The organism is Haloferax sp. KTX1 (genome assembly GCF_902410085.1).
Lineage (GTDB): Archaea > Halobacteriota > Halobacteria > Halobacteriales > Haloferacaceae > Haloferax > Haloferax massiliensis.
Window position 1 is genome coordinate 113,939 of record NZ_CABPRH010000008.1, and the last position, 13,950, is coordinate 127,888.

Sequence of the window (13,950 nt, forward strand, 5' to 3'; positions counted from 1 at the left end):
GGTCAGTCACCTCCCGCTCCCGCCCCGGCGCTTGTCGCGCCCGAACCGGTCGGCTGGCCGCTCGTGTACTTGCTCGTGTCGACGTCGCTCGGTGCCGGTTCGACCTCGACTCTGGTGTCGTAGAACGCGAAATTCCCGGTCACCTCACAGACGTCCGTGTGCGTCAGGTCGTTGTGGTGGCCGCGGACGTAGTCGCGTCCCCACCAGCCCTGGTCGGTGTTCACCAGTCCGGGTTGCATGCCGTCGTTCAGTTTCGCCTTCACGACCATCTCGCCGCGCTCGTTGTGGACGCGGACGTAGTCGCCGTCCTCGATGCCGCGGGCGGCGGCGTCCTTCGGGTTGATGTCCAACTGCGGCTCGTTGTTTATCTCCCGGAGCCAGTTTTGGTACTCGTACTGCGAGTGGATGCGCCACTTCGAGTGCTTCTGGATGAACATCAGCGGATAGTCCGCCGCCGTGTCCCAGTCGTCGGCCGTCCGGCTCTCTATGTGCTCCGGCAGTTCGAGGCTGACGCCGGCTTCGGTCGGCGCGTCCTCGTCGTACAGTTCCAGCCGGCCCGACGGGGTGTTGAACGGCCCCGTGAACTTGACGACCGGCGTGCTCACCTTCACCGTCCCCTGTTCTCTCAGCGTCTCGTAGTCCACCTCGTCGTCGTGGGCGAGCAGTTCCCGGAGCGTCGCCGACTTGTCGCGGTTGAAGTAGTCGCCGAAGCCGAGGCGCTCGGCCAGCCTGACCAGCATCCAGTGGTCGGACTTCGACTCCCACAGCGGGTCGTGGGCGGGCTGGCGGTACATGATGTGGGGGTGGCCGCCCCACGTGTCGACGACGTCCTCGCGTTCGAACCAGTGTGACGCGGGCAGGATGATGTCCGCGTGCTGGACCGACGGCGTGTGGTGCATGTCGGCGACGGCGATGAGGTCGAGGTTCTTCGCCGCCTCCAGCCACCGCTGTCTGTCCGGCATCTGGTTGGCGGTGAAGTTCGATTCCTGGGAGTACATCACCTTCAGCTGATAGGGGTCGCCGGACTCCATCGCCGTGAGGATGTCAGTCTGCGGGAGCGACGTCGTTCCGGGCCCGTCCTCGGGTGAGCCGTAGCCGCCGTCGTCGTACGACCCGCCGAGCGGGTGGCTCCCCTGAATGCTCCCGTGGCGACCGAAGTCGCCGGTCAGCCCGAGGAGGATGGCGTACGCCTGCCCGAAGGTGTGGCCGTACTTGTAGCGGTCGACGCCGTAGCCCGAGGCGATGCCGCCGGGCCCGCGCGTGGCGAGCCACCGGACCGCGGTCCGGATGTTGTCGGCGTTGATGCCGACCTCGGCCGCGACGGCGTCGGCGTCGTAGTCGGCGACGTGGGCTTCGAGGAGCGAAAGCGCCGTGTGGCAGGCGACGCCGGCGACGGTGTACTCGCCGAACAGCGCGTACTCGCCGTACGTCTCGGGTTCGAGCGCGACCGGTTCGCCCGTCGACTCGTCGACCGCGACCGGCAGGTCCTCGGTCACGTCGTCGAACACGTCGCTCGCGTCGAGCAGTTCGCCCGTGTCGTCGCGGACGAGCGCCGGCCCGAGCGTCCGCTTCCGGAGGAACTCGGTGTCGTAGCTCCCGTCGTCGAGGACCGTCTTAATCATCGACAGGGTCAGGAGCGTGTCCTTGCCCGGCTTGACGGGGAGCCAGAGGTCGGCCTTCGCGGCGGTGTTCGTGAACACGGGGTCGACGCAGACGAGCTTCGCGCCGTTTTCGACCGCGTCGAGGAGCTTCGAGGCGTCCTGTTGGAGGTTGCTGGCGAAGATGTCCGACCCCCAGACGATGACGGTGTTCGCGTTCCGCCAGTCGACCACCTCGTTGGTCGGCACGTTGAAGAAGCCGGCCCCGGCGAGCCGGCTGAAGCCGAGTCCGACGTTGATGTCGATGGACCACGACTTCTGGGTCCCGCCGAACAGCGACGACAGGCGGCTCTGGATGGTGCCGCTGACGCCGTTGTTCCCCGACCCCGTCTCGAAGTAGACGCTCTCGGGGCCGTAGTCGTCGCGGACGCGCTCCATCTCTGCGGCGATGTAGTCGAGCGCCTCGTCCCACGTGACGCGCTCGAACTCGGCGTCGTCGCCGCGGCCCTCGGGGTTCGGACTCCCCGGTTCCCAGCCGACGCGCTTCATCGGGTACTTGAGCCGCGTGGCGTTGTAGATGCGCTGGGTGTGCGACAGCCCGAGGGTGCAGGCGCGCTTGTACCGCTCGTCTTCGGGAATCTGCGGCTCGATTTTCCGGACGCGCCCGTCGCGGACGTGCGCTTCGAGCGGACATTTCCCGCGGCAGTTCGGCGCGCACGCCGTCCTGATAATCTCGTCCTGTCCGACGTAGCTCTCGATGCCGGGGTTCTGTCTCGACGCCGCCTCGTCGCCGGTCTCGGCCAGCGAGGAGGCGTAGCCGCCGCCCCCGAGTCCGAGCGCGACGGCCGCGGCCCCGCTGGCCTTCAGCACGTCGCGTCTGAACACGCCGTCGCCGTCACCTCCCTTCGGGTCGCTCCCGTCGTCACTCATCGAACCCCTCCGGCTCGGTCGGGCGGGCGTCCTCGCCGAACTCCGCGACGACCGCCTCGTGATACTTCTCGTGGAACGCTTCGTCGGAGAGTTCGCCGTTCGAGACCCGAAGCGCGTCGCGGGCCATCCGCAGTCCCAACTCGGCGTCGTAGTCGCCCCCGTCGAGGATGTTCGCCGCTTCCGACTCCCACTCGTCGAGCGGGGTCAGTCGCGGCTGTTGTGGGTCGCTCATAGGTACACACGTACCGAGGGAGGCGGCCTCGGTAGGCCGCCCGCTGGATAATGAAGTAGTTTATATACTCGCCGACGCGACGAGCCGTCTGGAACGTCGGCCGTCTGTCGATTTCCGCGTGGTTGGACCGGCGGGTACTCCGGCCGTCACTCGGAGTCGAACACCGCCGTCGCGAGCTTGGCCTCCACCGCGTTCAGCCGCTGGGAGAGCGCCGACTTCGAGATACCGAGCGCCTCGGCGAGCGTCGCCAACTCCGTCCGCCGCGGCGTCTCGTAGTAGCCGTGGTGGACGGCGATGAGCGCCGCCTCGCGCTGTTTCGCCGTGAGCGACGAGAGGTCGATGGTCGCCGTCTTCGACTCGGTCGAATCGCCGCGCCCGTCGGAGGTGAGCCGCCTGAGACAGACGCGCTCGGCCACCTCGTCGAGCCGCCCCACGAGGTTCGAAATCGTCTCGCGGTCCGAGAGATACGTCTCGACGACGATGCGTTTCCCGTCGGCGCGTCGGATTCGCGGCACGCATCCGAACTCCCCGAACGCCCGGCAAAGACAGTCGTCGCCGACGTGCGTCGTCGTGTGAACCACCTTCGAGGCGTCCCCGTCGCCGACGGTTACTTCGGCGTGGCAGGTGTCGCCGTCGAGCTGGGTGTGGACGTCCTCGACCGCCGAATCGGGGCCGGCTAACGGGCACGAACAGCGCTTCGCGGGCTCGATTTCCAGCAGTAGCTGGATGTGTTGCTCTCGCGACGTATCGTGTTCCGCCTCCGCGACGCCGCTCGTGGAATCGGCCATCGTGTTCAGTCGGTCAACACCGGGGAAGTGGGTTATGCTGGTTCTCAGGTTTCGGTACCGCGCCGCCTCGTCGGGGACCCGACGGTCGTCCGCCCGCATCGAGGCGGTTGATTCCGCAGTCCGCACATTCATTACTCTAAGAAAGCATTTCTGAATTATATGTTCGAGGTCCAGTCAGAGCTGGCGATCTTCGTCCTCCTGATGCTCGTCTGGACCGTCTTCGTGCTCTACTCGGCGTCGGTCTTCACCTGGTTCGTCGAGGTGCTCGTCCTCGCGTGGCGACAGACTATCGCCGCCGGCGACGCCGCCTACGGCTACGACGACATCCAAGTCCGTATCGTCACCATCGACGCGGCGGACATCGTCCAATCGACGGTCAACGCGGTCCCCGACGACCTCACGGACGTGCGGGTCGTCGCCGAGAAGCCGATTTCGGTGGACGGCGCGTCGGTCCACGTCGTCCCGGATGAGTTCACCTGCACGGCGACCCACAAGGGGCGGGCGCTCGAATGGGCGCGCCGCGAGGTCCCCTGCGACAAGGAGTTCGTCCTCTATCTCGACGAGGACACGCTGATGGCGAACTTCGCGGGGTTGCCGGAGGGCGACATCGTCCAGATTACGGAACTCCCGCTGTACACCGGGTCGTGGGTGACGTATCTCTCGGAGGTGTTCCGCATCGGCTACCAGCGCGAACAGCGGGCGTTCGGCCGATTCAGCTTCCCGCTGTACGCGTGGGGCGGCGGCATCGCGATTCGGTCGAGTCTCGAAAACGAAATCACGTGGGACTCGAAGACCATCACCGAGGACACGGACTTCGCGTGGCGCGCCGCCAGCGCGGCCGACCTCGATTTCACCGTGTTGAACTGCAAGTTCCGCAATCAGGCCCCGCCGTCGGTGACGACGATGCTCAAACAGCGCCGCCGGTGGTTCTCCGGGACGCGGCAGGACTCCGACCTGCTCCCGCTTCACTATCAGGTGTTCCTGCAGTTCCGCCTCGTCGCGTGGGGCTTTTCGCCGCTCATCCCGCTGATAACGCTCGTCACGTTCCTCGTCCCCGGTGCGCTCCCCGACCTGATGCTCTACCGAATCGGCTCGCTCGTCGAGTTCGCCACGCTGTTCGTCGTGACGGGCGTCGGCGTCGCCAGCTACTGGACCGAGTCGAAACTCGCGCTCCTCGCGGTCCCGTGGACGCCGATTCTCGTCGTCCTGAACACCGCGGGCGCGCTCTGGGGGTTCGTCTCTCCGGTCGAACACTTCACCGTCACGACCAAAGTGCCGCTGGAGACGGTCGAAGAGCGCAACCCCGCGTTCGAACCCGGCTCGCTCACGGACCACGACGGCCGGAACGACCTGCCGGAACAACTGGACGTGAACCGATTCACGAGCGAACTCCGCGAATCGTTCCATATATCTGAGGATTGACAAACCGGCGCTCGCGCCGCACCTCACTCGAAGTGGTGTTAGATAACTCCCGCCACACGCGGCTGACTGGGCGACACTGTATCGCGATTTCTCGACGTCACCATCCCGTGAGAATCGAACCAAGCCTTATCGGTCGAATCCTCGAACTCTCACTCGTATGTCACCGAGAAATCAAATTTATCATTGTCGTTCACGGCGCTCGGCTGTGACCGGCGCGACGACCCGCGTGCACCGTCTCGGTACCGGAGGTGAGTTCCCGTGGCGATAGTCGACTCACTCGTCGGAAACGGGTTGTTCGTCCTGTTCCTCGCGGTGCTCGTCGGGATGGGTCTCGGCAAAATCAGCGTCCGCGGCGTCAAGTTCGGCGTCGCGGGGCCGCTGTTCGCGGGGTTGGTGCTCGGCCACTTCGGCTTCACCGTCCCCGACGCGTACAGCGGGCTCACGCTGGCGCTGTTCGTCGCAGCGGTCGGCCTCATCGCGGCCCACGAAATCGAGGGGACCGTCAAGGCGTACGGCCTCAACTTCGTCGCCGTTGCGGTGCTGATGCCGACCGTCGCGCTGGCGCTCACCTACGTCTGGACGCAGTTCGTCTTCCCCAACGCGTCGACGCCGCTCATCATGGGGTCGTTCTCGGGCGCGCTGACGAGCAGTCCGGGGCTGGGGTCGGCCATCGAGGCGCTCCCCGCGGCCGCCCGGCAGGACTACCAAATCGGCCACTCCGTCGGCTACGTCGTCGGCGTCCTCGTCATCGTCGTGTTCCAGCAGTTGTACCCCGTCATCGCCCGCCTCGACCTCGACGAGGAAAAGCGCGGCTTCGACGAGGCTATCGGCGGCACCGACGACGACGAATCGGGCTCGTCGGTCACCGAGGTGACGTTCAGCGTGATGGGCTACGCGCTCGTCATCGTCGCCGGCGCGGTCGTCGGCTCGATTCCGATTCCGATGGGACCGTTCGGCACGCCGTCGCTCGGAACGACCGGCGGCGTGCTCGTCGCCGCGCTCGTCTTCGGCTACTTCGGCCGGGTCGGCCCCGTGCCGACGCGGATGGACACCGGCATCCTCTCGGAGATTCGGGCGTTCACGCTCGCGATGTTCCTCGCGGTCGTCGGCGTGGGTGCTGGCGGCGGCTTCCTCGCAACCATCGCCGAGTACGGCCTCCAAATCGTGGCGGCCTCGGCGCTCACGAGCTTCATCGCAATCCTCGCCGGGCTCGCGCTCACGCGGTACGTCTGGGGCATGGACTGGATCAGCGCCGCCGGCGGCATCACCGGCGGCCACACCGACACGAAGGGCCTCGCGGCCGCCGTCGACGCCACCGGGGCCGACGAGGTCGCCGCGGGCTACGGTAACACCTACCCCTTCGCGCTCCTGTTCATGGTCGTCTACGCGAAGCTGCTCGTCATTATCATCCCATTGGCCGCGTAGCGAGTCGAGAATCGGGTGCGTTCGACGCGGCCGCGAGCCCAGTGCGGTCGCGCCCGCCCCCGGTCGAAGTCGGTGACACCGACGACGCTCGGGGGCCGGCTCCCGCGCCGTGACAAAATCGACTGGCCGATTGATGGGCTCGGGGCACGTCTGCTCACACATGAACGCGCATGCGGGGACCGACCCCGAACCCGAACCCGACCCCGACCGCACCCGGGAACGCGAGCCCTTCCCGGCGTACGGACCCGTGGACGCGGCACTCGGGTTCGTCGTCTTCTACCTGTTCGTCGAGCGCGCCACGCCGACTATCGTCGATATCCTGACGAGCGCCGTCGCCGGGCTCTCTGCGTCGGCGGTCGGCTTCGGACTCGCGGCGGTGCTGTGGTTCGTCTTCGCGGTGACGGCGCTCGACCAACTCCGCCGGCAACTCGCGGCGCTCGGGCTCGTCTCCGACGGCGGCCGCCGAACCGACGGCGCGCGGTCGGTGCGGGCCGCCCCCTCCGCGTCCCGACTTCTATCGTCCGCCGTCGTCGCCGTCGTCGGCGGGTTCATCGCCGCGGTCACGTTCGACCGCGCCGTCGACGCGGGCATCGCGCTCATCCGACTCGTCGCGGACCTCGGTCTCGGCGTCTTCCCGTTCGGCGCGTTCCCCCTCGTCGAGTTCCTCGTGATGGTCGTCTTCTTCGTCTCGTTCGGCGCGGCGACGCGCTCGCTCGACAGGCTGGTCGTCGGGAGCGTCAGAGCCGCGTTCCGGGTGGTTCCCTCCTAGACCGATCAGCGAACCGTACTGTCCGTCGCGCGAGACGTATCGAACCACAAGACTGTTATCCTAGTTTTCTGATTGACAGAGACGAGAGTCCCCATGAAGCGTCGTACGTTCCTCCAACTGACCGGTCTCGGGGCCGCCGGCGGACTCGCCGGCTGTCTCGGTTCGAACTCCCCTCCCCCGCGAAAGTCGAGCGTCGTCTCCGACTTCGACGTGTCCGACGGCTCGCTCGTCGTCGACCTCGCCGACCAGACGTGGGTGATGTCCCGCTACGAAGCCGCCGACCAGTCGTCGCTGTCAGGGTTCGACCCGCAGTCGCTGGCCGCGCTCAGCCCCGTCGGGGTCGCGAGCGCGAAAGGCAAGAGCGGCGGCGGTGGCGGCCGCGGCGCGACCGGTCGCGGCACGGGCGGCTACGCCTCCGCCCCGCGGACGGTCCACGGCCACGCGTGGTACCACGGCGGCGACTACGCCGACGACTGGTACGAGAACAACGCCGGCAAAGTGAGTCGGTTCCCGGTCGGTGTCGCCGCGCTCGGCGTCGCCTACCTCGGGTCGACCGCGGCGATGCGGGACGACGCGCCCGACGCCGGCCCGGTGCCGTGGGACCGCGAGATTCAGGACCCGAACGACACCGTCGAGTACGACATCGACGACGGCAGCCAGCTCGGACAGGACGGCTGGTACCGCGTCGGCGCGCACGTCGTCGGCGACGACGTGAACCACGACTTCCGCTGGGAGTGTTACGACCTCGAAGTCACTGACGGCATCGGCGACGCGGGGTACTCCATCGAGGAAGAGTGGAAAGTCTCCCCGCGCATCTGAGCGGGACGAACGACGACGGCGGCGGCCGCGGCGGCGACACCGCCGCGTCCGCCGCGACCGATTCGCCCTCTATCGATGTCTGACACACGAACCGACACGGCGACGCTCCTGACGCTCACCTTCGTGGTGTCCTTTTGTAGCTTCGCCTACGAGTTCGTCTACTCGGAGCTGTTGACGGTGATGTACGGCGGGACGGTGACCCAGTACGTCATCACGGTCGGCCTGTACTTCTTCAGCCTCGGCATCGGCGCGGCGCTCTCAGACGACCTCGACGGCGCGACCCTCGGCGGGAACTTCTTCCGAACCGAGGTGCTCTTGGCCGCGGCCGCGCCCGCGGGCTTCCTGCTCATCGTCGGTCTCAACAGCGTCCGCATCCCGCAGGCCGTGCCCGCGGAACTCGTCTGGACCGTCGCCCGCCTGCCGGTCGTCGTCGTCGGGTTCCTCTCCGGGTTCGAACTCCCGCTTTTGACCCGCATGTTCGACGAACTCGACGACGACGGGTCGGCGACGCCGTCGTGGCTCCGAACTGCGGGCACGCGAATCCACGACCTCGTCGTGGCCGCCGTCGGCACCCTCTGGACCGTCGAGCGGACCGAGGGCCGCAGAAGCGGGCTGTCCGTCATCCTCGCGATGGACTACGTCGGCGGCCTCGCCGGTGCCGTCGTCTACGCCCGCGTCCTCTACCCGGGCCTCGGCCTCATCCCGACGATATTCGTGCTGGCGCTCCTCAACGGGGTCGCCGCGCTCGTCTTCGTCGCCCACTTCGGCGACTGGTCGTGGTGGCCCCTCGGCGGCGACGCGTCGTCCGCGAGCCCCGCCCCGTCCGACAGCCCCCGGGCCGACCGCTCGCTCTCGGCCGCCCGCGTCTCGAAGACGCTCCTCGTCGTCTGCCTCCTCCTGACGGCGACCTACGCGGGCGTCGTCGCCAAACACGACGTCGCCGACGAGCGACTGTCGCAGCTCTACCTCGAACAGCAGATCGAAAACGAGTACTCGCCGGGCGCGATGCGCGCGACGGTCACCTCGCAGGAGACGACCGCCTACCAGCACGTCATCCGGTACGACCGCACGTGGACCGGAACCGGCCCCAACCCGTACTTCGACGGGCGGACGGAACGGTGTCTCCGGCTCGGCGCGGCCGTCCAACTCTGCGAGAGCTGGGCCGACAGCTACCATCGGGGGTTGGTCGACGTGCCGATGTCGCTCGTCGAACCCGGCCCCGAGACGAAGGTGCTCGTCGTCGGCGGCGGCGACTGGATCGCCATCGACCACCTGCGGGAGTACGGCGTCACCGTCGACCACGTCGACCTCGACGGCGAGTTCATGCGCGACGCGAAGACGGACCCGTTCTTCCGCCGCTGGCACGACGACGCCTACGAGTACGACCGGCTGAACACGACGGTCGCCGACGGCTACCGCTACCTTCAGGAGACGAACGAGACGTACGACCTCGTGTTGCTCGACATTCCCGGCGCGACCGACGACGACCTGCTCACGCTCTACTCGACGGAGTTCTACCGCTCCGTCCGGACGCATCTCTCCGAGGACGGCGTCGCGGTGACGTGGGGCTACTCGCCCGACGCCTACCCCGAACACCACAAGGCGTTCGTCAACACCGTCGGGGCCGCGGGCTTCACCCGAGAGCTGTCCTACTGGGTGCGCGAGGACCTCGACGACGACGGCGAGACCGAGCGCGTCGAGCAGTTCTACGTGCTCGCGCCCGGCGAGCGCCCCCGGCTCACCGGCGACGGCGCGACCGAGTACGTCCGCGCCCGCGAGGAGCGCTACGGCTCCGTCGAGTGGCACGCCGTCCCGCACTACCGCGGCGTCCGCGAGAACTCCATCTTCCACCCGAACTACGACATCCTCGTCGACACCTGACCACCCATGCCCTCCCACTCATCCCCGACGACCGAACCGCCCGCTGGCACCGAACCCCCCGACCGCACCGACCCGTCTCCGCCGGTCGAGACACCGACGGAGCTGTACTTCGGCTACAGCGCCGACGCGCCGGACCTGACGACCGTCGACGTGAAGACGGTCGTCCCGGCGACACTCGCGGGCGAGCCGGCGGTCCTCACCGTCATCGGTTCGTCCCACTACGTCGGACTGCCGGCGCTCGACTTCCACGAGCTGTGTTCGTGCAAGCCGTTGCCGCACGAACGGACCCACGAGACGCCGCTTTCCGTCGGCGCAAAGCGGGAGTTCCGCTTCGAGAGCGGCCGACTCGACGCCCGAACGGTCGTCGAGGGTCGGCCGCTCGACGCCTTCCCCGGCCCGGACGACGCGACCGTCGCCTATCGGTTCGACCCGGAGGCGTGGACCACCATCCGCGTCGGCGACGGTGGCTACGAGACGTACCACACCTATCCGGAGTACGACCTCGCGCTGTACACCGAGACGACGATGACTCCCGAGCGAGCGGCTCAGAAATGACTCCCGAACGAGACATCCATCGATGACCCGAAACACCACCACCTACGACGGCGACGTGACGCTCAACGGCTCCGAACGACCCCCGGTCGAACTCCGCGACCCCGCGGACGTGTTCGTCGGCGGCGCGAGCGTCGCCGGCGACCTCGCGGTGCGGAACGCCGAGTACGTCTTCACCCACGCCCCGGTGAGCGACGACGCGGCCGTCGGCGACGAGACGGCCGGCGACGCGGCCGTCGAGACCGAAATCCGCGGCAGTCTCGAAGACGGCTACGTCCAGTCGGTCGACGGCGACGTGCGCCTCGACGACGCCGAAGACGTGTTCATCGCCGCTGACGCGGCCGACGGCGCGGTCTCCGCGCCCGGCGCGGAGAACGTCTACGCGGGCGACGCGACGCCCGCCGCCGCCCCCGACGACTACGACGTGTCCACCTTCGGCTGGCAGCAGTCGGGGAGCGCGACCGACCCCGACACCGGCGTCTACGCGGTCGGCATGGCCCACGACATCGACCTCACGAAGGTCGGCGAAGACGTGGAACTCTACCTCGTCGGCCACGGCCACGAGGTGCGAGTCGAGGGTCGGGGCGCGGCGGTCTCGGTTCACTTCGTCGGCTACGATAACACCGTCAGCGTCGGGCCGTACCTCGCGTCGAGCGTCGAGACCGACACCGGCTTCGACAACGCGGTCGACGCCGACCCCTACCCCGCCGAGGACCTCGTCGAGATGTCCAGAAGCGAGGCCTACTCGAACGCCGGATTCGGCCGTCGGAAGGTGACGTTCCAAGAGCCGGCCGACGGCGACGAGTGGTGCCCGAACTGCGGCAAGCCCGCCGAGGCCATCATCGAGCGCCACCAGATGGAGGCGTTTTTCCTCTTCGGGTGGCCGCTTTGGACCTTCGAGCAGAGCACCAACCCCGCCCGCGAGTGCGAACACTGCTCGCCGAACGCGATTCACGCCGAACTCTCGGCGTCCGAGCGCCGCGAGATATTCGACTGACGCCGGTCCCGGTCCGAAGATATATATCAGAACACAGGACAATGTTGCACGTACGACTATCCGCGCGTTCGGGCGTCGCCCCGAGGCCCGAGCGCGTTCGCCGACTCCGACCCCGACTCGCCCGCCCCACTCGCGGCTCCCGCCACACTCGCTGTCCACAGCGTATCCGTCCGCCCCTCCCCAGCCATGTCGAGAAATGAATCCACGCCGGCGCTGATGTCCTCTTCGTCGTGTCGGTACACGTTCGACCCGTCGGTACAGACCGACGCCCACCTCCAGACGACGTGGGAGTGTCCGCACGAGGCCCACCCCGAAAGCGAGTTCTGCGTGTTCCACATGAGTCGCGACGAGCGCGCCTCGCTCGACGTGACGGGCGGCGATATCGTCGACGAACTCCGAGCGAACCTCCAGTCGCCCGACACCCGCGTCAACGAGTACGTCGGCGCGGACCTCCCGCATCTCTCGTTCACCTATCAGGACATCAACGGCGCGACGAACCACGTACTCAACTTCCAGCACGCCGACATCGACGGATTGGACCTCACCCACGGCCGCCTCGATCAGGGGTTGATTCTCCGCGAGGCGACCGTCGACCGACTCAAACTCGACGAGGCGGTCGTCACCGGCGACGTGGACGCCCGCGACGTGACCGTCACCGGCACGGTGACGACCGACGAGGCGACGTTCGAACAGGACGTTCGCTTCTCGGGGGCGACCTTCCGCGGCGAGGTCTGCTGCGACGAGACGGCGTTTCAGGGCGACACGAGCTTCGCGGACGCGACGTTTCACGGCACGGCGCGTTTCCGCGACGTCGAGACCAGCGGGAGCAGTCACGTCCTCGAAGACCACATCACCTTCGCGGACGCGACGTTCCGCGACGACGCGAGCTTCAGACAGGCCACCTTCGACTACGTGACGTTCGAGGGCGCGCGCTTCGCCGCCGGTTCGGACTTCGAACACGTCGCGTTCGAGGGTGACGCGCGGTTCGACGGCGTTCGCTTCGACGAGATGGCCGACTTCGACGAGGCGCGGTTCGACGACGACGCGAGCTTCGCCGACGCCCGGTTCATGCAGTTGGCCGAGTTCCGCGGCGTCGAGTTCAACGGCGGCAGCCGGACGATTCACGACGACGTGACGTTCGAGGGCGCGACGTTCGAGGGCGAGGCCGATTACAAACTCGCGCGCTTCCGCTATTCGGACTTCAAAGACGCCGTGTTCAAGGACGCGGTCAACTTCGACCGCGCGACGTTCACCGCCCGCACCGACTGCCACCGCCTCCGGGTCGACGGCGCGTTCGACCTCTCGCTGGCGTCGTTCGGCGGGGAAGCCAGCTTCGACGAGAGCGAGTTCCGCGACGCCGTCGTCGCCGAGGAGGCGACGTTCGGCTGCGACACCTCCTTCGAGGCGGTCGAGTTCCAAGCGAACGCCCGGTTCGGCGAGGCGCGGTTCGAAGAGGACGTGACGTTCAAGACCGCCACGTTCCACGGTCCGGCCTCGTTCCGCGGGACCTTCTTCGAGGGCGAACTGCAACACCTCGAAGCGAACGCCTCGTTCAACGAGGCGACCTTCGAGGCCGGCGCGGAGTTCGAGGCGGCGAACTTCACGAGCGCGTCGTTCTGGGAGACGACGTTCCACGACCGGGCTGACTTCCGGCAATCGGACTTCGAGACGGCGCGTTTCCGCGTGCTCGTCGGTGACCGCGACACCTACCTCGACTTCACCGACGCGACGCTCGCCGGCGGCACAGTTTCGCAGGGCTCCGGCGAGCCGACGCCGTACGACCTCACTCGCGCGACCATCGGCGACCTGACGCTGGAGGGCGACGGCAACGAACACCAGCTTCTGGACCACTTCCGCTTCTGTCTCACCGAGTTCGACCGCTTCGACTTCAGCGACCACCACGGCTATCTCGAACGCAACGACTGGACCATCCACGACTTCGTCGGCAACGGCGCGACCGGTCAGTTCGCCGTCGAACTGACGCCCGACATCATCGAAGAAACCTACCGGAAGGCGCAGGACAGCGCCAACGCCGTCGGCGACACCCCCGCGAGCCGCGAGTTCGAGTTCAAGCGCTACTACTACAACCGACAGAAGAACTTCGACATCATCCTCAACGAGTACTCGCTGAACACGTGGGCCCGCGGCAAGAAGGTCGCCAGCGTGGGGCTGAACACGCTCATGCAGGTCACCTGCGGATACGGCAACCGACTCCCGCGAATCGCGGCGTTCACGTTCCTCCTCCCGGCGCTGTTCGGACTGTGTTACGCCCTCGGCGGGCCGTTTCTGACCCAGGCGGGGAGCGTCTTCGACCCCGCCGCGGTCGACAAGACGACGATGGAGGTCCTCTTCGACAACGTCTACTACAGCTACATCAGCTTCAGCACGGTCGGTTACGGCGACATCAACCCGCTCGGACCGGCGGCGCGCGTGCTCGCGGCGAGTCAGGGGATGTTGAACGGGCTGTTTTTCACTCTGCTCACGTTCACGCTGTTCAAGCGCGTGCTCGGCGGGAGCTAATCGCGTCGGGTCGGGTC

Annotated in this window: 11 protein-coding genes; 8 read left to right on the forward strand and 3 right to left on the reverse strand. The window is 67.5% G+C overall.

What is annotated here, in order from left to right:
* Positions 1–2: 2 nt before the first annotated feature.
* The 3 genes from FY251_RS13605 to FY251_RS13615 all read right to left on the reverse strand — a co-directional run bounded on the left by FY251_RS13605 (position 3) and on the right by FY251_RS13615 (position 3,548).
* On the reverse strand, positions 3–2,528 hold the full coding sequence (locus tag FY251_RS13605; RefSeq protein ID WP_148415446.1) for a molybdopterin-dependent oxidoreductase: 2,526 nt from the start codon (positions 2,526–2,528) through the stop codon (positions 3–5).
* The gene (locus FY251_RS13610) at positions 2,521–2,760 is read right to left on the reverse strand and encodes a 4Fe-4S ferredoxin N-terminal domain-containing protein (protein ID WP_148415448.1); all 240 of its coding nucleotides are present in this window, start codon (positions 2,758–2,760) and stop codon (positions 2,521–2,523) included. Before FY251_RS13610 ends, FY251_RS13605 begins: the two co-directional genes overlap by 8 nt.
* Before the next feature lie 146 nt (positions 2,761–2,906).
* A complete protein-coding gene (locus tag FY251_RS13615) occupies positions 2,907–3,548 on the reverse strand; it encodes a helix-turn-helix domain-containing protein (protein WP_148415450.1) in 642 nt (213 codons plus the stop codon).
* Between the two features lie 159 nt (positions 3,549–3,707).
* Here FY251_RS13615 and FY251_RS13620 point away from each other — a divergent pair, with 159 nt between their 5' ends.
* From FY251_RS13620 to FY251_RS13660, 8 genes are all read left to right on the forward strand, one after another.
* The gene (locus FY251_RS13620) at positions 3,708–4,970 is read left to right on the forward strand and encodes a glycosyltransferase family 2 protein (RefSeq protein WP_148415452.1); all 1,263 of its coding nucleotides are present in this window, start codon (positions 3,708–3,710) and stop codon (positions 4,968–4,970) included.
* Between the two features lie 258 nt (positions 4,971–5,228).
* Complete coding sequence (locus tag FY251_RS13625; protein ID WP_148415454.1) at positions 5,229–6,395, forward strand: hypothetical protein; 1,167 nt, start codon at positions 5,229–5,231, stop codon at positions 6,393–6,395.
* Positions 6,396–6,555: 160 nt separating this feature from the next.
* Complete coding sequence (locus tag FY251_RS13630) at positions 6,556–7,164, forward strand: hypothetical protein (RefSeq protein WP_255516701.1); 609 nt, start codon at positions 6,556–6,558, stop codon at positions 7,162–7,164.
* 93 nt (positions 7,165–7,257) lie between these two features.
* Positions 7,258–7,983: a hypothetical protein gene (locus FY251_RS13635; protein WP_148415458.1), complete on the forward strand. Its 726-nt coding sequence runs from the start codon at positions 7,258–7,260 to the stop codon at positions 7,981–7,983.
* 75 nt (positions 7,984–8,058) lie between these two features.
* The gene (locus FY251_RS13640) at positions 8,059–9,864 is read left to right on the forward strand and encodes a spermidine synthase (protein WP_148415460.1); all 1,806 of its coding nucleotides are present in this window, start codon (positions 8,059–8,061) and stop codon (positions 9,862–9,864) included.
* 6 nt (positions 9,865–9,870) lie between these two features.
* Positions 9,871–10,419 carry a hypothetical protein gene (locus FY251_RS13645; RefSeq protein WP_148415462.1) on the forward strand — a complete coding sequence of 183 codons (549 nt, stop codon included), beginning with the start codon at positions 9,871–9,873 and terminating at the stop codon, positions 10,417–10,419.
* Between the two features lie 22 nt (positions 10,420–10,441).
* On the forward strand, positions 10,442–11,413 hold the full coding sequence (locus FY251_RS13650) for a hypothetical protein (RefSeq protein ID WP_148415464.1): 972 nt from the start codon (positions 10,442–10,444) through the stop codon (positions 11,411–11,413).
* Between the two features lie 216 nt (positions 11,414–11,629).
* Positions 11,630–13,933 carry a pentapeptide repeat-containing protein gene (locus tag FY251_RS13660; RefSeq protein ID WP_148415468.1) on the forward strand — a complete coding sequence of 768 codons (2,304 nt, stop codon included), beginning with the start codon at positions 11,630–11,632 and terminating at the stop codon, positions 13,931–13,933.
* The last annotated feature ends 17 nt before the right edge of the window (positions 13,934–13,950 follow it).